The 21,482-nt window shown below is 59.0% G+C and carries 16 protein-coding genes and 8 pseudogenes; 16 read left to right on the forward strand and 8 right to left on the reverse strand.

What is annotated here, in order from left to right:
• The 3 genes and pseudogenes from istA to ABIC09_RS36790 form a co-directional block, all read left to right on the forward strand.
• Positions 1-1,317, forward strand: a 1,317-nt coding sequence (istA, locus tag ABIC09_RS36780; protein WP_354112358.1) for an IS21 family transposase, incomplete at its 5' end; no start/stop codon positions are given.
• Positions 1,314-1,748, forward strand: a pseudogene (locus ABIC09_RS36785) (ATP-binding protein); the annotation flags it as partial. The gene istA and the pseudogene ABIC09_RS36785, both read left to right, overlap by 4 nt.
• A 629-nt stretch (positions 1,749-2,377) precedes the next feature.
• Positions 2,378-3,910: a porin gene (locus ABIC09_RS36790; protein WP_354112360.1), complete on the forward strand. Its 1,533-nt coding sequence runs from the start codon at positions 2,378-2,380 to the stop codon at positions 3,908-3,910.
• Between the two features lie 395 nt (positions 3,911-4,305).
• Here the strand turns inward: ABIC09_RS36790 and ABIC09_RS36795 are convergent.
• Positions 4,306-4,553, reverse strand: a pseudogene (locus tag ABIC09_RS36795) (ATP-binding protein); the annotation flags it as partial.
• A 593-nt stretch (positions 4,554-5,146) separates the two neighbouring features.
• On the opposite strand from ABIC09_RS36795, the gene ABIC09_RS36800 reads away from it, so the two are divergent.
• The 5 genes and pseudogenes from ABIC09_RS36800 to ABIC09_RS36820 all read left to right on the forward strand — a co-directional run bounded on the left by ABIC09_RS36800 (position 5,147) and on the right by ABIC09_RS36820 (position 7,362).
• Complete coding sequence (locus tag ABIC09_RS36800) at positions 5,147-5,392, forward strand: tyrosine-type recombinase/integrase (protein ID WP_354112372.1); 246 nt, start codon at positions 5,147-5,149, stop codon at positions 5,390-5,392.
• A gap of 349 nt (positions 5,393-5,741) precedes the next feature.
• A complete protein-coding gene (locus tag ABIC09_RS36805; protein WP_354112361.1) occupies positions 5,742-6,368 on the forward strand; it encodes a tyrosine-type recombinase/integrase in 627 nt (208 codons plus the stop codon).
• Positions 6,349-6,564, forward strand: a pseudogene (locus tag ABIC09_RS36810) (site-specific integrase); the annotation flags it as partial. The gene ABIC09_RS36805 and the pseudogene ABIC09_RS36810, both read left to right, overlap by 20 nt.
• Positions 6,565-6,586: 22 nt before the next feature.
• Positions 6,587-6,895, forward strand: coding sequence for a tyrosine-type recombinase/integrase (locus ABIC09_RS36815; protein ID WP_354112362.1), 309 nt, complete (start codon positions 6,587-6,589; stop codon positions 6,893-6,895).
• A 143-nt stretch (positions 6,896-7,038) separates the two neighbouring features.
• Positions 7,039-7,362, forward strand: a complete 324-nt coding sequence (locus ABIC09_RS36820) for a tyrosine-type recombinase/integrase (protein WP_354112363.1) — start codon at positions 7,039-7,041, stop codon at positions 7,360-7,362.
• 32 nt (positions 7,363-7,394) lie between these two features.
• On the opposite strand, the gene ABIC09_RS37515 is transcribed toward ABIC09_RS36820, so the two are convergent.
• Positions 7,395-7,688, reverse strand: a complete 294-nt coding sequence (locus ABIC09_RS37515; protein WP_502917737.1) for an ATP-binding protein — start codon at positions 7,686-7,688, stop codon at positions 7,395-7,397.
• Between the two features lie 146 nt (positions 7,689-7,834).
• Here ABIC09_RS37515 and ABIC09_RS36830 point away from each other — a divergent pair.
• Positions 7,835-7,954, forward strand: a pseudogene (locus tag ABIC09_RS36830) (ATP-binding protein); the annotation flags it as partial.
• A 961-nt stretch (positions 7,955-8,915) separates the two neighbouring features.
• Here ABIC09_RS36830 and ABIC09_RS36835 read toward each other — a convergent pair.
• Genes ABIC09_RS36835 through ABIC09_RS36845 form a run of 3 tightly spaced genes read right to left on the reverse strand, consistent with a single transcriptional unit; the run spans position 8,916 to position 12,121 of the window.
• Positions 8,916-9,854 carry a glycosyltransferase family 2 protein gene (locus ABIC09_RS36835; protein ID WP_354112364.1) on the reverse strand — a complete coding sequence of 313 codons (939 nt, stop codon included), beginning with the start codon at positions 9,852-9,854 and terminating at the stop codon, positions 8,916-8,918.
• 48 nt (positions 9,855-9,902) lie between these two features.
• Positions 9,903-10,841, reverse strand: coding sequence for a Gfo/Idh/MocA family oxidoreductase (locus ABIC09_RS36840; RefSeq protein WP_354112365.1), 939 nt, complete (start codon positions 10,839-10,841; stop codon positions 9,903-9,905).
• Entirely contained in the window at positions 10,838-12,121 is a 1,284-nt protein-coding gene (locus ABIC09_RS36845) for a class I SAM-dependent methyltransferase (RefSeq protein ID WP_354112366.1), read from the reverse strand. The genes ABIC09_RS36840 and ABIC09_RS36845 overlap by 4 nt, the downstream gene beginning before the upstream one ends.
• A 517-nt stretch (positions 12,122-12,638) precedes the next feature.
• On the opposite strand from ABIC09_RS36845, the pseudogene ABIC09_RS36850 reads away from it, so the two are divergent.
• Positions 12,639-13,079: pseudogene (locus ABIC09_RS36850) on the forward strand (transposase); the annotation flags it as partial.
• Between the two features lie 114 nt (positions 13,080-13,193).
• Here ABIC09_RS36850 and ABIC09_RS36855 read toward each other — a convergent pair.
• Positions 13,194-13,451, reverse strand: coding sequence for a group II intron maturase-specific domain-containing protein (locus ABIC09_RS36855; protein WP_354112373.1), 258 nt, complete (start codon positions 13,449-13,451; stop codon positions 13,194-13,196).
• A 222-nt stretch (positions 13,452-13,673) separates the two neighbouring features.
• On the opposite strand from ABIC09_RS36855, the pseudogene ABIC09_RS36860 reads away from it, so the two are divergent.
• The 5 genes and pseudogenes from ABIC09_RS36860 to rfbG form a co-directional block, all read left to right on the forward strand.
• Positions 13,674-13,966 (forward strand): annotated as a pseudogene (locus ABIC09_RS36860) (IS5/IS1182 family transposase); the annotation flags it as partial.
• Positions 13,967-14,210: 244 nt separating this feature from the next.
• A pseudogene (locus ABIC09_RS36865) lies at positions 14,211-14,773 on the forward strand (transposase); the annotation flags it as partial.
• 722 nt (positions 14,774-15,495) lie between these two features.
• Positions 15,496-17,295 carry a hypothetical protein gene (locus ABIC09_RS36870; protein ID WP_354112367.1) on the forward strand — a complete coding sequence of 600 codons (1,800 nt, stop codon included), beginning with the start codon at positions 15,496-15,498 and terminating at the stop codon, positions 17,293-17,295.
• Complete coding sequence (gene rfbF, locus ABIC09_RS36875) at positions 17,292-18,071, forward strand: glucose-1-phosphate cytidylyltransferase (RefSeq protein WP_354112368.1); 780 nt, start codon at positions 17,292-17,294, stop codon at positions 18,069-18,071. Before ABIC09_RS36870 ends, rfbF begins: the two co-directional genes overlap by 4 nt.
• Positions 18,068-19,159 (forward strand): CDP-glucose 4,6-dehydratase, encoded by a 1,092-nt coding sequence (gene rfbG / locus ABIC09_RS36880; RefSeq protein WP_354112369.1) that lies wholly within the window; start codon positions 18,068-18,070, stop codon positions 19,157-19,159. The genes rfbF and rfbG overlap by 4 nt, the downstream gene beginning before the upstream one ends.
• Before the next feature lie 256 nt (positions 19,160-19,415).
• Here the strand turns inward: rfbG and ABIC09_RS36885 are convergent, their stop codons facing one another.
• Entirely contained in the window at positions 19,416-20,210 is a 795-nt protein-coding gene (locus tag ABIC09_RS36885) for a UPF0149 family protein (protein ID WP_354112370.1), read from the reverse strand.
• A gap of 29 nt (positions 20,211-20,239) precedes the next feature.
• Positions 20,240-20,775: pseudogene (locus ABIC09_RS36890) on the reverse strand (IS66 family transposase).
• Between the two features lie 215 nt (positions 20,776-20,990).
• Here ABIC09_RS36890 and tnpA point away from each other — a divergent pair.
• Positions 20,991-21,413 carry an IS66-like element accessory protein TnpA gene (gene tnpA / locus ABIC09_RS36895; RefSeq protein WP_354112371.1) on the forward strand — a complete coding sequence of 141 codons (423 nt, stop codon included), beginning with the start codon at positions 20,991-20,993 and terminating at the stop codon, positions 21,411-21,413.
• The last annotated feature ends 69 nt before the right edge of the window (positions 21,414-21,482 follow it).

Raw genomic sequence — 21,482 nt, forward strand, 5'->3', positions numbered from 1 at the left:
GGCCTGGAGGTCGTGCCGATGCTGAAGGCTGCTCCCGGCGTGCGGCCCGTGGCCATCTTCGAGGAGATGCTCCGACGCCATCCTGAGCTGGGGGCCGGAATCCGCCGCACGCTCGAGCGCCGGATCCGCGCCTGGCGGGCGATCCACGGCGAGGAGCAGGAGGTCATCTTCCGCCAGACCCACGAAGTGGGCCAGGTCGGCCTGTCCGACTTCACCGATATGGGCGAGCTTGGGGTCGCCATCGCGGGCGTGCCGCTCGATCATCGCCTCTATCACTTCCGGTTGGCCTATTGCGGGTTTGAACACGCCCATGTCGTGCTCGGTGGCGAGAGCTTCGTCGCATTGGCCGAAGGGCTGCAGAATGCCCTGTGGTCGCTCGGTGGGGCACCGCGGGAGCATCGGACCGACAGCCTGTCGGCCGCCTTCTGCAATCTCGACCGCAATGCGAGGGACGATCTGACCCGGCGGTACGAGGACCTCTGCGCCCATTACGGCATGCGGCCTTCCCGCAACAATCGCGGCATCGCCCACGAGAACGGGGCGATCGAGAGCTCGCATGGTCATCTCAAGCGCACGATCGCCGATGCGCTGCTGTTGCGCGGCACTGCCGACTTCGATGATCTCGCCGCCTATCGCGGCTTCATCGACGAGATCGTCAGCCGCCGCAATGCCCGCAACACCAAGCGCATCGACCACGAGCGCGCCACCCTGCAGGCGCTGCCAGATCGCCGCACCTCGGACTACGAGGAGGTGATTGTCCGCGTGACGTCAAGCGGCGGCTTCACCTTGCGCAAGGTGTTCTACACCGTGCCGTCGCGTTTGATCGGGCACCAACTGCGGGTGCGCCTTTACGACGATCGTCTCGACGTGTTCGTCGGCGGCACCCCTCTCGTCACCCTGCCGCGTGGGCGGCCGCATCCCAACGGCAAGCACGACCAGGTCGTGGATTATCGGCACGTGATCCATTCCTTGCGGCGCAAGCCAATGGCGCTGCTCAATCTCGTCTACCGTGATCGGCTGTTCCCGCGTGATGCCTATCGCCGAACCTTCGATTCCTTGCGCGAGCGGCTGCCGGACAAGAAAGCCTGCCGGATCATGGTCGATCTGCTCGCACTGGCCCATGAGCGCGGCTGCGAGGCCGAACTCGCCGATCAGCTCGCGACCGAGCTTGATGCCGGCCGACTGCCCGACCTTAACCGGCTGCGCGCTTGCTTCGCTCCCGATCCGGCCTGCGTGCCGCACGTCGTGGTGCAGCTCGCACCGCTCGCCAGCTATGAGTGCCTCATCGGTGCCGGCGAGATCGGAGGTGCCGCATGAGCCCGGCCAACACCATTGACACCGCGCGCCTCAATCTGTTGCTCAACGAGTTGCGGCTGCCAGCCATCAAGGTGCTGTGGCCGCAATTTGCCGAGCAGTCCGACAAGGAAGGCTGGCCGGCGGCCCGCTTCCTCGCCACCATTGCCGAGCACGAGATCGCCGAACGCGGCCGCCGCCGCATCGAGCGCCATCTCGTCGAGGCGCGGCTTCCCGCCGGAAAGACCTTCGACAACTTCGACTTCGAGGCCGTGCCGATGATCTCCAAGGCGCAGGTGACGGCGCTCGCCGCCGCCGATGGCTGGTTGGGCAAGGGCGCCAATCTGCTGCTGTTCGGCCCGCCCGGCGGCGGCAAGAGCCACTTGGCGGCAGCCATCCGGCCGCGTTCTCGAACGACTATCTCGAGAACGTCCCGGCTTGTTCGCGCACTGGAAGATCGGCATACGCGGCTCGTTCGCCTGATGGGAGCCCAGTGAGGCGAGAGTCTCACGCTGGGATCTATGAGAGGCCGGCGGTGAGATTCCGCCGGCCTACTCGCCAAAGCCGCAAGCCCGGATCTGTAAGGGCGAAAGCCGAATGGCTGAGGTACTCGACCACGACCCCGAAACGTCTTCTCGAAGCCTTCAAACGCTACCGCTAAAGCGCCTGACATGTCACGTGGGCCGCATTGCCCAGTACGTGATTCAACATGGGCTATAAGCAATTAGATCGAGCATTATTGAGCTCGCTCGCCGAAGAGCAATCCAATGTGCAAAATGTACTTTGTTGGCTCGACATAGTACGAGTTGTACCCTTGTGACACAAATAGAGCACGCTAGCAGCGCGCACGTCTGCATTGGTTCGTTCCGTACCAAGTTTGCCCGCCGACAACGATCGCAATCTGTCAACATTATCACGCGAGTGGCGGAATGATCCGCACCGCGACGTTCACTAGGTCAATCTAGCAGTCGACGTTCGGAGAAGGCCCTGCAGGTCGAGAATGATTGGAGCGGGGGCGAAAGTGGTTGGTCTCTGCCATGGCGGTTGAGCGGCCACTTGGAGGCGAAACAATTTGGAGGACTTTATGAAGATGGTGAAGAGCCTTTTGCTCGGTTCGACGGCGGGTCTGCTCGCCGCAGGCGGAGTGCAGGCCGCCGATCTGCCCGTCAAGGCTAAGCCGGTCGAATACGTGAAGATCTGCTCGTTGTATGGAGCGGGCTTCTATTACATCCCGGGCACCGACACCTGCATCAAGCTGGACGGATACCTGCGTTTTGAAATCCCCGGGCATGCCACCAACTTTGGCGCCTACTACAGCGGTGCGAACGCAGCGAACAATCGCCTGAGCGATTATTTTTACACTCGGTCCCGCGAAAGCCTCAACATCGACACGCGCACTGCGACCCAATACGGCCTGCTGCGTACTTATGCCAATCTGGCCTTCTCTTGGTCGAGCAGGGGCTACAGTGGCGCCGGTACCGGCCTCACTGGCGGGGCCACGGCGTACGCAACCGCCGGTGCACCCGGGGCACAGGCTGACGGCAACATCGCTCAGGGCGGGCTCGGCGTCTACTATGCTTTTATCCAGTTCGCTGGGTTCACGTTGGGTAAGGCGGTCTCGCAGTTCTCCGCACCCTGGGCCAACTATCCCGCGAACAACTTCGATCAACTGCCTGGCGGTGGCGGCACGATCACTGGTATCAACCAGTTCACCTACACTGCCGATTTCGGCCAGGGCATCTCGCTATCGGTGTCGGCTCAGGACCCGGTCCAGCATCTCCAGAGCAACCTCTGGAACGTCAGCGCAATTACGACAGCTGGCATTGTCGGCGGCGCTTACGGTGCCAATGACTTCGGCGGCAACAGGGCTCCGGATCTCGTCGCCATGTTGCGCGTTGACCAGGCTTGGGGCCTGTTCCAGGCGTCGTTCGCAGCGCATGACAACCACGCCGGCTACTACGGCCAGTACGAGACATCTGGCTATCCCTCGGATAAGTGGGGATGGGCTGGGCAGTTGGCGTTGTCGATCAAGAACATCCCGACTGGCGCGGGTGACACCATCAATATCCAAGGTGTGTATACGAATGGTGCAAGCCGTTACAACTTCCAAGATATTGCGAATGTCACCTACTCGATGTTCGGCGGTACCGGCTTGGCCGGTGCCTATGGGAGCATCGGCTTTGCTGGTGTGTCTGACGCGGTCTTCGTTGCCGGCTCTGGGATGGAGCTGACCACGACGTACGGTATGAACGCCGGTTACACCCACAACTGGGATCCTCAATGGAATACGTCAATCTACGGTGCTTGGGGCGCGGTCCGTTATAACGGCACTGCCAAGGGCTATATCTGCGGCAGTGCCGCTATGGCGGCACTGTTGACGGCCGGTTCGACCTGCAACCCGGACTTCGACCTCTGGGTGATTGGCACGAAGACGGCCTGGACTCCAGTTAAGAACCTGACCTTCTCCGGTGAGGTCAACTACTCGCAGCTTAACCAGAGTTATGCCGGGTCGGTAAATTTCCCGGGCTCCACTGGCGCGGCCAAGCCGCCCGCGGTCTATGAGTTCAAGGATCAGGGCACCGTCTCGTTCCTGTTCCGTGCGCAACGCAACTGGTAAATCTTTGTCAAACTAGCGGAAGGAGAAAAGAAGCGACTTCTTAGATCTAAGTTTGACCTCCAAGGAAGGCCTCCGGTATGCCCATCGGAGGCCTTTTCAATATCGGAGTCGGTATCCGCTTTGGGGTCTCCTCTCGTTGAAGCCAGTGAGCATCAGCATTTGCAAATGTGAACGATGCCGCGCGGTCACAGTTTCCCTTCCGACCCACCGCGATCATGATACGACCGCGGTTTACGAAATGCGGAACGCGATTCGCACCCAGCGTCACCCTCGGCGAGGTCATCCCGGCGGTCCATGGGAGGGCCCCGTGCGCAGCGCGGAGTGCCCCCACGAGCGACGGAGCGACGCGCGCGGGAGGAGCCTGTGGGACGGCGGGGCGATCGCGCGTGAGGTGCTCACGATTTTTTCTTTTCGCCGGCCTGACGGCGCAGGCTGTCGCCTTTGAGCTCGATGCGGCGCGCATTGTGAATGATGCGGTCCAATATCGCGTCGCCGAGGGGGGATCGGCAATGACGTCATGCCATTGCGACACGGGGACCTGACTTGTGATCAACAACGATCCCTTGTCGTAGCGATCGTCGACGATCTCGAGCAGATCACGGCGCTGGTCGGCAGTGAGCGGTTCAGGTCCCCAGTCGTCCAATCACGTTGAGCTCAACGTGACTCGATTTATGTGGAGCGTACAGTGATGTGGACCCGTATCGATCTCCCCGCTATTAACAGCCGCTTCGACAGTTCCTACTCAGATAACTGACGACGGTAGCGTGGTTCTCCAAACCATCCAACGGGGACAACCATGCTCGAACGCTTGTTTCGGAAGGTTCACGCGTGCTACACGGATCGCCCAATGGCGCTTTGTTGGGAGATTTCGCCGCTTGGCTCATCTCGACTGGAATCCGCAGACTCACAGCCTGCCGCCACGTACGAGGGCTAAAGGAAGCCCTCGACCGGGTGGGCGCGGCTTGATTGCGATACTGGTGTTTCAGAGGGGTTTTTGTCGCGAGCATTTTCTTGCGCGTCATTGCAAGGCACTCGATGCGCCGTTGTACGCTTTCTCACCGCGAGAAGGCTGCTTGTTCAGAGAACCAGCGCCGGACCCGTTGTCGCCGCTTCTTGAACGCTACAGACGGCATCTATCGGAGGTGCGTGGCCTTGCGCGACCCTAGAACAGCACGTCGCAACGGCGAAGAGTTTGCTCGCGCACGCCTTGCCAGCTGACGCCCCGCTGCATGCGTTATCAGCCGCCGCAGTCGAGCGGTTCGTAATGACGGAAGCGCGGGTACATCCTCCTACTGCCTGCGCCATTCGTTTGCGATGCGTCTGCTCGACCGCGGCGTCGGCGTGAAGGTGATCGGTGATCTGATGGGTCATCGTACCCTGGAGAGCACCTGTGTCTCTCTCTGGCTGCAGACCAGAGTCCTGCGAGAGGTCGCGCTTGCTCTGCCGACGGCGGCCATCGGCATCGAGGAGGACGCGAGATGAGTGCGACAATACCTGGCAGCGCGTTCGGCTAGTTGGTGGACGGATACTTGCGGAGGCAACGTTCACTCGGGCGCGCGTATCTTCATGAGGAGCGCGTAATCGACGCTCTGCGTCGGCTTCTTGAGAAGACCAGCTCTACCGACCTCGATCAAGCGCTCTTCGAGGCATGGTGCGCGTCACGGGCCATCTCTCTGCAAACACGCGGCGCAACCGCCAGCGTATCGTGCGCAACTTCTGCCTCTATCGTCGGCGGACCGAGCCAACTTGCTTCGTTCCGGATATCAACCGCCTCCCACGTCGGTGTCCGTATGCACCGCCAGTCATCTTTGGGGCGGACGAGGTCGCCAGGATGTTGGCCGCGGCCGATCGTTTGGCCCCGACTTCGACCTCGCCGCTTCGGCCAGCCGCCGTGGTCCTGCTCTACACGGCAGGGCGCCGTCGGGGCGAACTGCTGCGCCTCACATTGGCTTACGTCGATCCTCGCCACGGCATTTTGCACATTCGGGCATCGAAGTTCCGCAAGTCGCGGATCGTCCCGTTGTCGCCAGATGCCGCTCGGGAGCTGAGGTTGTACCTCAGGAAGCGGCTTCGGCCACCGCTGAGCTGCTCATCGGATTCCCCTTTGCTTTGCAACAGCAAGGGGCGGGCGCGCGGCTACACGGGTACTGGCCTCCGGCAAGGAATCCAAGCGCTATTCCAAGCAGCCAACGTTTGCGCCACCGACGGACGAACCCTGCGGGTGCACGATTTTCGACACAGCTTCGCGGTCGGGGCGCTGTTGCGATGGTACCAGCAAGGTGCGGATGTCCAATCCAAGCTGCCAAAGCTTGCGATGTACATGGGGCATGTCTCAATAGTTTCGACTGCCTATTATCTGCGCTGGATTCCGCAACTCGCTGCTGCAGCCAGCGATCGGCTCGAGAGGCACTTCGGCCACCTCGTTACCGGAGGTGCGCATGAGATCCCAAAGACCTAACGAACTCGGCAAGAGCATAGAGCGGTTCTTCCGCGAGTATCTGCCGACGCTCCGGGGTACCAGCCGACACACCATACGCAACTACCGGGATGCCATCGTCCTGTTCTTGGGTTTTACTTCGTCGCAAACAGCGAAGGCTATCGAGAACCTCGACCTCGTCGATTTCACCGCTAGGCAGGTCCAGGACTTCCTGGCCTTTCTGGAGGCCGAGCGTCACAATGGCGTCGCCACCCGCAATGCTGGCGGCGCTGCATACATTGGCTCGCTTTCCTGCAACCGAACAGCCCGCCTATCTAGCCGGGCTGCAGCGCGTGCTAGGCGTACCGCTCAAACGCGGCGCGTGTAGCAAGCCGATCGAATACCTTGAGCCGCAGGACGTCGATGCGTTGCTCAAATCGATCGACCGCTCCACGGAACGGAGTAAGCGCGACTATGCCTTGTTCGCACTGATGCTCAACACGGGTACCCGTGTTCAGGAGATACTCGATCTGCGGCAGTGCGACATCCGCACCGATCCTCCCCATTAAGTCCGGCTGCGCGGCAAGGCGCCAAAACGCGATTGTGTCCAATTTGGCCGCAAACCGCACGGATTCTGCAAGACCTCTCGAACAGTGCTGCTCATTCAGGAGGCGGTGACTCTCCGCTGTTCGTGAATCACTAGGGCAACAAGTTGACCCGCTTTGGCGTTCGTTACCTGCTCAAGAAGCACATCACGGCCAGTGCAACCCGCACGCTGCAGGAGAAGCGGATCCATCCCCATTCCTTGCGGCATACGACCGCCATCTTTCTCCTGAAGGCGGGAGTCGACTTCGCAACCATCAGCCAATGGTTCGGACATTCGTCGCTGAACACAACCATGACCTATGCAAGGGCGGACATCGATCTAAAACGCCAGGCGCTTATGCAGGTGTTCCCTGAGATCCTCGCATCGCCTCGTGCCGGGCACGTCTCTTCTGCGGCGATTAACATCGTTGATTGGCTGAAGAGGCTATGACCTACAGGTAAATTATGTGGAGTTGGCGGCTGTCAAAAACCGGACCGGCGCCGATTGTCGACCCTCAACTCCACATCACTGTGCGCTCCACATAAGTCGAGGATGAGGAGATTGACGCGCTTGAGCGCGGCGATCAGCCGCGCCAGACGGCCTTCGCCGCGCACCTGGGCAAGATCGGCGAACAGGCGGGACGTTCTCTTGTAGAGGACGGAAAAGCCGTCGCGGCAGGTTAAGGTACTTGCTGACCGTGCCTTGGGCCAAGCCCAGGCTGCGCGTAACGGCGCGTTGCGACATGCCGACGCTGTAGTGCATGCGTTGAACTTCACGAATGTGGCGCATGGACAGTCTCTCGGTCGGCATCTCGATCCTCTGCGGTTAGGCAATGGACCAAGCTACCCGGGTTGCATACTGTCAGCGGTGCGCGCCCCCTGGTTGCCGCCGATCGCGATCGCCGGAAATATTCGACGCCACCATCAATCGCACCGATCGCTTCGACCTCGTCATTCTCGATAATCTTGCCTATGTCAGCAAGGACCAGGCCGAGACTAATGTGTTGTTCGAGCTCATCAGCGCACGCCACGAACGGCGCTCTAGCAATCTTTGAATATCCGCTTTACATTCACTCTCATTGTGAGGCTGCAAAATCTGGTCGGGCTCGCGAGGACGTCGGGACGACCAACAGGACTTACTATAGCGCAGCAACCTGGGAAGAGCGCGACATTCAAGATCGCGAGTCGGTGTCGCGGCGAATGAAGATTGCCGCGACGTTTGTCGCGGGCAAGAGGAGTGTTGGCTCCGATTGTCGCTGCGCGTCAATCAAGCTTGCGTTCTTGGTGTCGCGTGCTCGGGCGCCTGTCATGGATTGCGCTTTCGCTTAAGCGCGATGATCGTGGCGTGGTGGACGAGCCGATAGGCGGCGGCGAGGTCATGGCGGGGTCCGGGAAGGCCCTTTCCATTCGCCGGAGGGCTGAGCGGCAGTGTCAGCAGCAGACCAACAACTAAAGCCGCCGCAGCACGCTCAAGCGATTCCCCCTTGGCACGCCCGGAGATCAGTAATGATGCAAATATCCGCAGCCGAAAGTCGCGAAATGCCGCTATCCCTCAGTAATTTGTAGGCATAGAGAAAACTCCGCCTTCGATGGAGCGTCAACGAAGCTGAATATGACCGCGGCACAGTAAACCCGCTCTGTACTTCTGCGCGCGCGGCAGTTCAGCGGCAAACCAGCTTGCACCGAGCACAACCAATGGTGCCGCGAGGGTTATCCCAATACGCACGAATCGCTTGCCGGGTTTGGGATGTGCTCCCGACAAAATTTGGCGGAAGCACACCGCCTCGTAGTTGGATCGGCCGGCTCAATGTTCAGGAGACTCGTCGGTGAGCGGAGATCGGCCAGCGAGATAAGTGCGGTCGCCGCAATCATCAAGGCGATAAACGGAATTCAGCAGGCGAAAAGAACTTCTATCGTCTCATTGCCCTGCTTCCGACCCAACCACTCGACCCGAGCGGGCGGCATCGCTATCACCATCAAGATCGGGCTAAAAGGCTCGCTCATTCATTTAAAATTGATCCGCTCGCGTTCTATCACGAGCGGTCTTCGCCTGACCTGATTGAAGATCGCCAATATGTATTCGCCGATCAGCCCGAGAAACAGCAGCTGCATTCCCCCAAAGAAGAAGAGCGCAGCAATTATCGTCGGCACACCCGGAAAGCTTCTGATATTGCCGGTCAGGGTCAGTAGTATAACGAGCACCGCATACAACACGCTTGCCGCGGCTATTAGCATCCCAGCAAATAGCGCGAGCCGGACCGGAATACCACTGAAGCTGATGATGCCGTTCAATCCCTGCTCCAGCATGTGGGAAAATCGATTCCTCGACTTTCCATGCTTGCGCGCTCGCCAAGTATACTTGATGCCGACCGAGCGAAAGCCGCAATCGAAGGTCATCATACGCATGAATGGTTGTGCATCCTCGATGCGCTTCATTGCCTCGAGTACTCGGCGGTCGACCAGTTGAAAGTCACCAGCGTCAGGCGGATAGTTCACATAAGTCACACGGCTAAGGACCCGATAATAAGCTTTGCGAGTCAATCTCACAAGAAAATTTTCTTCGCGCCGCGCTCGAACCCCGTAAACGATCTCGCTTCCGTGCTCCCACAGCCGAACCATTTCGGGAATGAGATCCGGTGGGTCCTGAAGATCCACAGGCAGAAAAAGGACTATCGCGTCCCCGTTCGCGGCAAGCACGCCATTATAGGTATTCTTGAGAATTCCAAAGTCTCGAGAATTGACGATGATCTTCACGCTGGGATTTTGGTCAGCGATCGTCTTTAAGATCTCGACAGTTCTATCGATTGAACAATTGTCGCAAAAGATGTGCTCCAAGCCGTAGTTCGGAAGATGTCGTCTGAAGATCTCCTGGACAGTATCAACGCACTCGATAATACTTGCTTCTTCATTATAGCAAGGGGTCACTACGCTGATGGTCTTCATGGCTCTCATCTCCCGACGCGGCAAGCAATCGCTAGTCGTTCGAACATGCTATGGCTCGCTGTTGCGTTTTGCCTGCGAATACGGCACACGCCTGGTCAGTAGCTCCACCTTGGACCAGAGCTCTATGGATGATTGATACCACGGCAGTGAGCGTGTCTCGCTGTACAAGAATTCTGCGCATAGTTCGCTCAAGCTCGCCACGCGCCGATCGAATCGACCCGAGCCAATTCCGCTTGAAAGCGGGTCCGGCAGCTGGATCAATACTTCCCCACAAGCTACGTAAAACTCGTCGGTTGGCGCGTTCGTCTCGACTGCTATGTGAAAAGCCGGCAGTGCCGGTCCAATGAAAGTTGCGCGCCAGCAATCGGCTTCCCCGCCATAAGTGGAGTCCACTTCCGACGTTAAAACGACATCGTAACCGAGCTCCGCCAGCATCGCAATCAGGTGTATTCCGAAGAACCGGATCGCTCCTCCACCTTGCGAGATTTGTCGTTTCCAGATAGGTGCCCCCGTTCTATGGTGGTGTGCTCGAAACCGCCAGCGTAGTTTCGCCGGCTCGCGCAGTTGATCTCTGCTGTGCGCAAGCAACAGCAGACTGAACCATGGCGTGTACCGAAATGCGTACCCAATCCGAAACGCCAGTCCCGCGGCGGAGATGCGTCTGATCAGTAAGCCCGCGGCTTCCGGACTCGGAGCGAGAGGCTTCTCAAGCAAGAGGCGTCTGATATTTCTCCTTGCCAGACAGTGATCAACAAGGTGAACTTGGTCTTCGGGGCGCCTTGCAATGATCACCGCGCTCGCAGCATCCAAAACCGTCCTTTCATCCGGAAGCCATTCGATGTTTTCTGCGAGACATACGACATCTTGGCGCGTGAGAAAGCGAGAGCGATACCTCTCGGGGAGCAAGACGCGCTCGCCGCAGCCGCGGATGATTGCAGGAAGATATCCGTAGAGACCAAATCCGGAGCCAAGTATGCCGACCTTCATGACTGCGATTCCGCGAAATCCTCCCGCGAAATGATATCGAGCATCCCGCCGACATACCCACGCTCTTGCATGTAGGTTCGAATCTCATCCGCGACATGCCATGCAAGGTTCAGCAGCGGACCTGACCCTGGCAAGAACTCATTGTCGGAGACGATCGGAATCCGGGTGCCGGGGATATAATGCCCGATCTTGCTCGAGCCCGGCTTTTCGTAGACTGCCGAAATCATTCGCTCGTCAAGACCAAGCATCTTAATGGGAATAGCAGCGCGCCCTGGAAAAGCCTTCGCTGCAAGCTTTCCGTGCCGCTCGAACGTAGCCCGAAGCTGAATGGACTTTCTCGCCTTCCATCTTTCGATGTTTGCAGCAAGCTGGCGCAACCTCGCCCCGAATTGCTGTTCCAAGATCCACAACTCGTTCCACCGGTCATGCGCGGCTCCGGTTCTCCCCGTCATGAAGACGCGGATATTGCCACCGTAGCGCTGCGGAAACTCCACTTTCGCTATGCGCATGCCAAGCGCGTCCGCTATGAATGCAAAAGAAGTGTAACTGTAGGTACGGGGGTGTTCGTGATAGAATGTATCAAATTGGTTCTTGTCCAGGATCGCTCCAAAATAGTGATTCTCGACTACGATCGTCGTATCAGAACCGGACAGCACCTTGAGCGATTGGATCAAATGCGCGAGATCTTCGATGTGCGCAAAGACGTTGGTGAACGAAATCACGTCCGGGCGGCCAAATTCTTCCACAAATGACCTCGCAAGGTTTTCGCCAAAGAAATCCTCAATGACCCGATGGCCACGTTGCCTTGCGTCTTTCGCAGCTCCGGTGGGTTCGATTCCAAAAGTTGAGGCGCCGCGCTCAGCGAAGATAGCAAGCAAGCTGCCGTCATTGCACCCAATATCAACCACCTTTTTACCGAGCAGATTGCCAACCAATTGCTCAGTCGCATCCACCAGGTTGCGCATTCCCATCATGACATCGTTTGTATTGGCCGATCTGTAGTGATAGCTCGGAGGAAAGAGCTTCCGCTTGGGGAGTTGAAAACGTTGATGCGCCGTTATGCATCGCTCACAGAATAGAATCTCTATCGGGTAGGTCTTGCATACCCGATGATCTCCAATTCGCACGAGGTCGTCACACATCGGGTGGCTTCCAAGATTAAGGTCCGCACGAAGGCTTTTGTTTCCGCAGACTTCGCAATGCACAATTTCTTGCGAGGCAGCTGACATCATACCTTCGACAGAATCGTCGGGACATGTTGCCTCAATGCGTAGGGCCATGTTGCTCTCCGAACCTATTGCCAAATTGTTTTCTCTATCACATGTTTCAGAAACGAGAGCATCCGAGGCCTCTTGCCGTCGCCGTGCTCTCAGCCCTGACACAGTGTTGCTGCACTCAATAGCAACGGCCGTGCCAACGCCACCAGCGCGCACTAACGCCCTAATCATGCTTTAAAACTTCCACAACGCTCCATGACTGCGAATGTTTTGAATCCGACGGCGCTTCGTGCCGCTGTCGGAAACTGGACATGAATCGCGTCGGCCTGTTTGGTCTGGTGGCGCCGCCCAACGAAACTTGCTGGTCCCCTTTCCCCTTGACCTCTGTTGGCAGGATTAGAGTAAAGTGTCGTCCGTGAAGAATGCAGATCGGCCTGAGAGATAGGCAAAAGTTGTCTCGATAAAGTATTCGATTTTGCGGGAAGGCCGGCTGTTGGGCCGCGCTTTCTTGCGTTTTGGGATTTTGCTTTCGCGCGATTCGTGATTCTCTGACGGCGGGTCATCGGCATTGGGAACGGCGATGAGCAAACCGCGGGACGATCGCCAGAAGGACCTGTTGCTTCCGGCGCTTGATCAAATCATCGACATGGGCCACCCGCTGGTGCGGTTGGCGGCGCTGATCGACTGGAAGTTTCTGGATGACCGCTTTGGTTCGGTGTGCCAGGCCGGTCCGGGGCAGCCTGGCCTGCGGACGCGGCTTGTCGCCGGCCTGTTCATCCTGTAGCACATGCACAATCTGTCAGATGAGGTGCTGTGCGCCCGCTAGATCGAGAATCTACTACCAATACTTTTGTGGCGAGTTGAGCTTCTGCCACCGTTTTCCGTTCGATCTATCGTCGATGACGCGCTGGCGCCAGCGGCTCGGCGAGAGGAGCAGCTCGTTGCGCTGATCCAGGAAAGTCTGTCGGTGGCGCACAAGACTGGCGCCATTGGCTCCAACGACCTGGAGCGGGTGGCGGTCGGTCGAGTAGCCCCGGGGAGTTGCACCCCGAAGCTCTCACGAAACCGGCCGTGAACCTCTCGATTCATCCGGCTTCTATCTTCCAGCCGCAGGTCGAATGCCGACTCGCCACAACTAGAGCAGGTTCGGATCGCGCTGTGCGAGCCGTCCCAACCAATATACTGAGGCGACTTTCCGGCCTTTCAACCGCTTGTATTTCCGCCTCGCCCAACGGGCGAGCGCGTCGTTAACATGACGAAGGACGTTGACACATTCCGTGCGGTAAAACCGTCCGTAATAGTTCAGCCATCCTTGCACGACAGGATCAATCAGCTTGGAGAGTCCTTCAAGACTCCAGTGGTTTCTCGTCGAACCAAGTCGCCATGAGCGAATGGTTTATCGGATTCCGTTCGCAGCCTTGCTGCTGATTGCCAGGAGGAAGTTGAGGAACTTCTCGCCCTTTCGATCGCGAGCGCTGCGCGGCTGGAAGGTGTAGCCAAGGAAGTCGAACGAGATGTGTTCGCATTCCATTCTCCGATCATCTCTTGCGCAGCAAGCTGCTCGGAAGATGGTCTACATACTCAACCTCCTTCTTCGCGCCGTCAAGGCGCACATACCACGGTGCAGCCCAAGGCCGTTGCGCATCCGACCGACGCGCGGCTGATGCATCGGCCATCATCAAGCTCGTCGGGCTCGTCAAGCGCAACCGTGTGCCGCTGCGCCAGAGCTATCTGCGCCTGGCCAAGCGCGCCGCCATCATGGTCGGCCGCTATACCCACGCCCACCAGTTCAAACGCGCCCGGCGCCAGCTCAAGTTCCTGCGGACACGGCTTGGCCGGATCATCCGCGACATCCGCCGCAATATTGATGGCGATGCGGTGCTGGAAGCTCGCTTCGGCCCGCTGCTCGGTTTAGCCTGAAGTTTTCACCGTCGAAACGCGCAACGGGCTGATCCGATTCGGATTTCTTAAAAATGGCCTTTTCCGCTACTGGACACAGACCTCGCCTGGTTGGGTGGACGACGCGACCGACGAGTCGAATCATAAATTCGGTGATTTGTGAATCTCTACATGGACACTTTCCGGAAGCGATTTTCGACCTAAGCGATTCAAGATATTCAGCTTTCGGTGAATTGCAGGCGCAAACTGCGGTTTAGCGCAGCAGGTGCGCAGCCAGGATCAGCATCAGCGCGGCCCCAAGGTCTATGCATTACATGCGCCGGAGGTCGAGTGCATCGGCAAGGGAAAGCCCGCGCGCCTTACGAGTTCGGCTGCAAGATCAGTATCGCCACCCCCGTGACGTCTCCGAAGGGCGGACAGTTCGTGCTCCATGCCAAGACCCTGCACGGCAATCCCTTCGACGGCCACACGCTCGGCCCCGTGATCGCCGACATGGAGAAGCTGACCGGCGTGGAGGCTCGTCGCATCCACGTCGACAAAGGGTATCGCGGTCACAACCACCCGCATCAGGGTCTCGATCTCTCGTCAGGTTCGTCGCGTCACGGCTTCCATCCGTCGCGAGATGAAGCGTCGCGCGGCTGTCGAGCCCGTCATCGGCCACCTCAAGGCCGAGCACCGCATGGACCGAAACTATCTCAAAGGTCGCGTCGGCGACCGCATCAACGCGACCTCGCCGCGGCAGGCTTCAACTTCGGCCTGCTCCAGCGATGGCTCGCAGAGCTTTTGCGCGTCATCATCCAAGCGTTGGCTGAAACCGTCCTGCCACGCGGCAGCGATGGAGCGGATGATTGCTTGCGAGCAGCCGCGAATGTCCGCGCCCTTTGGCTGCCGATGCTCTTGACCTGGACAGGCTTGGACCATCCCGCTCTCACCACCTGCGCGATCCCACGGCTGTCGTTCCGATCGGTCTTCACCGGCATGGCCGAAAGTGCCGCCTTTAACTTGGCGGGATTCCAAATTGACGGGCGGCAGCCCCAGTTCGATTAGATTCGCGGTCAGCCATTCCGAGGTCGGTCCTGCCTCCAGGCCCACCCGCTCAACTTGACCAGTCCATGGTTCGAGGTACTGCACAATCGATGGCGCGTCCGCCAACGTCGTTCCCTCTCGGATAAGCTTTCCGGTCTCGTCCACCGCACATATCGCAACGGAATTCAGCGAAACATCGAGGTCGACGCAGATCATGACTTTTCCTCCTTTAGATGGAATCGGTCCATGATCGTCAGTCAAAACGTGCTACGCGGAAAATAGGTCAGGCGATCGGGACCGAGTGCCCCATCTCTTCGGTGAACACCGGCTCGGCTTCATGCTCATCTCGCTCGAGGTGAGGCACTACCAAGTGTTGGAGGAGACTGCGAGGCTCAGGTCAATTAGAAGTTCTTCGAGGTTGATATCCATCGGAATGGGCTTGGTCTACGAGCCTGCCAGGGAAGGCGCGTATGCCAAGAGATAACCACGTTGTCAGCGGAAGGACGTTGTCATTGTGGCTGGATCAGACCCTGCTAGGTCTGTCCGCCGTAACCACAGCAATCCTTTTCGCTTGGCTCCTATACTACAGCAGTTACGGTTTCAATGTCGGCGACGAAGGTTTCTGGCTCATCTCCATCGCGAACCCATTCGCCTACGCAATCAATGTTCCGCCGTCCCTTTTCGGCTTCGTGTATCACTGGCCATACCAGTGGTTGGAGGGCGACATCGCAATGCTTCGCATTGCGAACGTCACGCTGACCATGGCGCTGGGCTGGAGTCTTAGCTTCCTGATGGTTCGCCGCTTCTGGACAGTGGGCTGGCCGCGTGCGGCGGTGCTATCGGCAGGGATCGCCAGCCTGGCACTAGTCGCCTTTCACGACCGCTTTCTGCTCACACCCAGCTACTACGCACTCAACATTCAATCGGTTCTGATGGTGATGATCGGTTTGCTGCTAGTCGACCGGCAGGGGCGGATCGGCCAGGTCTCGGGGTCGATCCTGGTCGGTGTTGGGGGTTGGTGCTGCTTCATGGCAAAGCCGACCACCGCTGCGACCATTGCGCTGGTCGTTATGCTCTATGTCGTGGTTCTGTGCCGAAGGTCGCTGCTGTTCATGCTTGGCGCGGCGCTGGTCGCTCTTGCTCTGCTTATCGTTACCGCCCAATTGATCGACGGCGGCGTCAACGGGCTGGTGACTCGAATGGTCACCGGCGCCGAGGCGATAACCCTGCTAGGTAAAGGGCACGAGCTGTCTCGCATCTTTCGGATTGACTGGCTGGCGGCCAGTCGCTCGCAACTCGCCATTGCTGTGTTTTTGGCGACAGTCCCTCTGCTCAGTGTTCTCGTGAGGTCGAGGCACAAGTGGCGCCCATTGCTGGCTCTCGCCGCGGCATTGATCGTAACGATCGCGATTGCGCTGCTAGGGACGGATCCGATCAAACTCGATGTCTCGAGCCTGTTTCTGGTGCCGGCCTTCACGTGCCTTGGCGCGATGTTCTACCGTAAGAGATTGGTTCTGCGCACCCAGGTTCCCACCAGCCTCGCTCTAACCTTAACCTTTTTGATCCTGCCGCACCTACTCGCACTGGGCTCCAATCTCAATTACTGGTTCGTCGGTTCGTATGCGGCCTTATTCTGGATGCTCGCCGTCGTTGCCTTCCTCAACCCCCTTGCGCAAGAGGGACGCGGCGCCGTCACCCTACTGGCCCTGGCGGTATTGGCACAGTTGCTCACTGCATCGGTGGTCAATGCTGGCATGCTCAAGCCGTTCTTTCAGGTGAAAGATCTCCGCGCTTATACCGCCATTATGTCCATGCCGGGTCGCGGAAAATTGGTGCTCTCACAACCCTTCCACGAGTATCTGGCCACGGCCAGAGCCGGAGCTCGTGCGGCTGGCCTTCAAGTAGGTACCCCGATCGTCGATCTAACTGGTCACTCGCCGAGCCTGCTGTATGTGCTTGAGGCGCAAGCGCTAGGTCTACCATGGCTGATCGGGGGATATCCCGCTAGTAACGCAGTCGCGGTGGAAACGCTTGGACTTGAGAACTGCGCCAATTTGGCCAAAGCGTGGGTACTGATCGAGCCTGAGGGCCCGCGTCATCTTGACCAAGTCAGTGTCATGGCTTCCTTTGGAGCCCGGCCGGCGGACTACGTCGGCGCCGCTACCTTCGAAACCCCTGTCGTTGACGGGGACTATCCGAATCCTCACAGGCAGTTTTTGATCAAGCCCGTTCGCCCCGCCGAACTGGCGGAGCAATCCTGCCGTCAAGCGAGGCAACAACGACCGCATAGCCAGAAATGGAGCCAATCGTGAAAGCTGTGATCCTCGTGGGTGGATTTGGAACCCGACTCTCCGAGGAGACCCACCTTCGGCCCAAGCCAATGATCGAGATCGGCGGTAAGCCAATTTTGTGGCACATCCTCAAAATCTACTCGCACCACGGCATAAACGACTTCGTGATCTGCTGCGGCTACAAGGGCTATGTAATCAAGGAATACTTCGCCAACTACTTCCTGTACGTATCGGATGTCACCTTCGACATGACAAGTAATCGCATGGAGGTTCACCAGCACCATGCCGAACCTTGGAAGGTGACGCTGGTGGATACGGGCGAGAACACCATGACTGGTGGTCGGCTCAAGCGAATTGCCAATTACCTGACCGATGACGATGCGTTCTGTTTCACCTATGGCGACGGTGTGGGAGATATCGATATCACCGCATTGATTGCCTTCCACCGTCGCCAAGGTACACTCGCCACTCTAACTGCTACCTATCCCCCTGGTCGTTTCGGCGCGCTCGAAATTCGCGCTGATCACCGTGTCGCCACTTTCAAAGAAAAACCCCGGGGTGATGGGAGGATGATCAATGGCGGCTTCTTCGTGCTCTCGCCGAAAGTAATTGACCTACTGGTCGATGACTCCACTGTTTGGGAGCGCGAGCCGCTCGCGGCCTTGGCTGAGCAGCAACAGCTTTCAGCGTACCAGCACCATGGCTTCTGGCAGCCCATGGATACTCTGCGCGATAAGACGTTCCTCGAAGCGCTCTGGGTTGAGGGCAGGGCTCCGTGGAAGGTGTGGGAGAAATGAGCACCTTCTGGGCGGGTAAGCGCGTCTTTCTTACGGGGCACACTGGATTCAAGGGGGCGTGGCTCGCGCTTTGGCTGCAACATCTCGGTGCCCGGGTGACCGGCTACGCGCTTGCTCCGCCGCCCGCAACGCCTAGCCTTTTTGAAATCGCTCGCGTCGGAGCTGGCATGGAGTCGATTCTGGGCGACGTGACCAATTACGATCTTTTGGTCAGCACGCTTCAGAGTACTGCGCCCGATATCGTTATCCACATGGCCGCACAATCATTGGTGCGCTATTCTTATGCCAATCCAGTTGAGACCTATCGGACCAATGTCATGGGAACGGTGCACTTGTTGCAAGCCGTTCGGCAGGTGAACTCGGTCCGCGTCGTGCTCAATATCACCTCCGACAAGTGCTACCAGAACCGTGAATGGATCTGGGGCTATCGTGAAAACGATCGCCTCGGCGGACGTGATCCCTATAGCAACAGCAAGGCCTGTGCCGAACTTGTGTCCTCGACTTTTCGTGTCTCTTTTTTTCAGCCCGGCAGCCATGTGGGGAACGCGGTGGCGCTGGCTACCGCCCGTGCCGGTAATGTGATCGGCGGTGGCGACTGGGCCCAGGATCGCTTGATTCCCGATATCCTCCGCGCCATTGCAGCGGGGGAGGTGGTGGAAATCCGCTCGCCGACCGCTATTCGTCCATGGCAACATGTGCTCGAACCTCTTTCGGGATATCTCGCGTTAGCTGAGCGCCTGTTCACCGATGGTTTGGCCTTTGCTGATAGCTGGAACTTCGGCCCATCCGAATTCGACGCTCGCTCGGTGGCTTGGATTGCTGATCGTCTAACCGGCATGTGGTCGCCGGAAGCCCGCTGGACTGTTACCAATGCACCGCAGCCGCACGAGAACTATTTTCTGCGGCTCGATTGCGCAAAGGCAGGCCAGAAACTAGGTTGGCATGCGCGTTGGAATTTGTCGACCGCGCTGACCCGTATCGTATCCTGGCACAAGGCTTGGCTGGCTGGAGAGGACATGGCAGCGCGCACGCTCGCTGACATCATTGATTTCACTGACGCCCAACGAGATCGCGGCAATAGCGTGTGATGGGCTTCGACCCGGCCATGAATGTTGACGTCGCCAAACGTCAGTGGTTCGGAGGCGGACTGAATGGACACGCACAAGAAATGCACCTCCGGTGCTCAAGAGTCGAGAGGTGATGGCTGCGAAGTATTGTAAAGGGCCGCCGCGCTGCAATTCGGCATGACGCCGAAAGATGGTCGCCAAGTGGGGCAAACGTTTCCGCGCGGAAGACGTAGATGCGCGATCGTTCCTGCCGAGCAAGCGGGAATATTGAGAGCGGTCAATTCGTCCGGCCGCGGGATACCGACCACAGATCGCTGCGTAGGCAGCCACAAAGGGCAGCAGTGCGGATGCCTTCGACTGCGAAACGCCAGCCTTCTGATGGAATGAAAATTGAAAACAACGCAGCAAAGCAGTCGCGAGCGTGATGGCAAGTTGATGAGTAGTCGGTAGAAAGTAATGGGTATGAGCTCCCACGTCCGCGGTGATCAGCGGGCGCGTGCGTAGCGGATCGGCATCCAGTATTGGCGCAAGGCCTCGACGCCGCTGGGATGTCGGCGTAGACGTTGCGGAGAAAGTCTTCGGTCTCGCGGCTCCTTCGCGGCGGTCCGAGCAGCGGACGGCCCTGATCGTCGCGACAGTGCAGCAGGATGGGCAGCAGCAGGCCGTGATTGCCGTTGCCGTCCAGCAACGGCGCCCACGCCGACAGCCTGAGCCGCATCGCGGCATAGAAGCCCTGGCACCAGAGACGCGCATCGATATCGCCATTAACTTCGCGCCGGTGCATCGGCGCGAACTGGCGAGGCGTGGTCGAAAGGGTCTGGCTGATCTCGTTATGACGCAGTGCGACGGCGGAGATCGCCGCGAACTCGGGCGTGCCGCCGTGGTTGAAAGCATCGGCATCGATGGCGAGCAGCGGGCAAATCCAGTCGAGCGGGCTCATCGATACCGGTCCGGCCACGATCGCGGCGACGTAGCCGTCGAGCATGAAAAGGCTGGTGGCGGCAGGATGCCGATCGAGGCGAGCTTGTAGCCATTGTGTGAGCTCTTCAAGCAGCATCGCGGCTGACGCCATCGACGACCAAGCCTTATGGCGACGCGGGCTCATGCGGCGGCCTGTGCGGTGCGCCGGTGCGCCGCCTTCCAGTTCCAGGCGAGCAACTCGTGCAGCTGATGGCTCTTGGTTCGCCCGGAAACGATGCGCTCCAGCACGTCGGCCAGATAATCGGGCGCATGGAGTTTTTCCGTGTTCACGAGTGATGTCAGGATCGCCCAGCTCTCGGCGCCGCCTTCGCCGCCGCAGAACAACGAGTTGCGTCTTCCCATGGCAATCGGGCGCATGGAACACTCGACCGTACTGGAGTCGATCTCGACACGACCGTCGCGGAGAAACAGCGTCAACCCGTCCCAGTGGTTGAGCTATAGTTGATCGCCTCCGCCAGTTTCGACTGGGAGAAGAGCTGGCCGACCATTGCCGTTAGGCGCGTCCTGAGCGCCTCCATCAACGGAGCGGACTTGGTGCAGCGGGCGGCCAGCCGCTGCTCGGCACTGCTGCCGCGGATCTCCGCTTCGATGGCATAGACCGCCTGCAGGCGCTCGATCACCTCGCGCGCGAACGGCGACTGGGTCGTTTTGAACACCTCGACGAATTTGCGTCGGGCATGGGCGAGACAAAAGGCGAGCTGGATTGCACCACCATGATCGCCCGCCAGCGCCTTTTAGGCAGCATAACCGTCCACCTGCATAATGCTCACCTCTCCATTAACCGTAAGCGGGGCTGCGAGGCCCATCAGATTGTTTGTGCGTAGACCTATGAGCGCCGTTAGAAGAGTCATCTTCTGCAAGGGTGCTCACAATGGACGACCATTCGGACGACATAAGACGACCGTTGTCACCGCGCATAGAAGTGTACGCCGGCGGCGGCCGGAAACAGTGGCCAGATGATTTGAAGGCGCAGATCGTCGCGGACAGTCTCGAGCCGGGCGCGATCGTAACAGCTGTCGCACGTCGCCATGGCTGCCGGCCCCAGCAGGTGCATGACTGGCGGCGCCGGGCGCGTTCAGGTCAACTGGTGCTGCCAGCTGCGGGGGGAGCACTGTCGTTTGTGCCGTTGGTGTCGGAATCGTCGCCATCGGTGGCTGCAGCTCCCTCCGGGTCGCCGGAAGCAGCCGTTGTGACGGTTGAGCTCCATGGGGCACGAGTTGAGGTGCGAGGGACGCCTGGCCTTGCCGTGTTGAGTGATGTGTTCGTTGCGTTGCGCCGGACACGTTCATGCTGACGGCTCCCGCTGGCCTCATGATTTATGTTGCGACCCGACCTGTAGATTTCAGGAAGGGCGCAGATGGCC

Source organism: Bradyrhizobium sp. S3.12.5, assembly GCF_040548225.1.
Taxonomy (GTDB): Bacteria; Pseudomonadota; Alphaproteobacteria; order Rhizobiales; family Xanthobacteraceae; genus Bradyrhizobium; species Bradyrhizobium cytisi.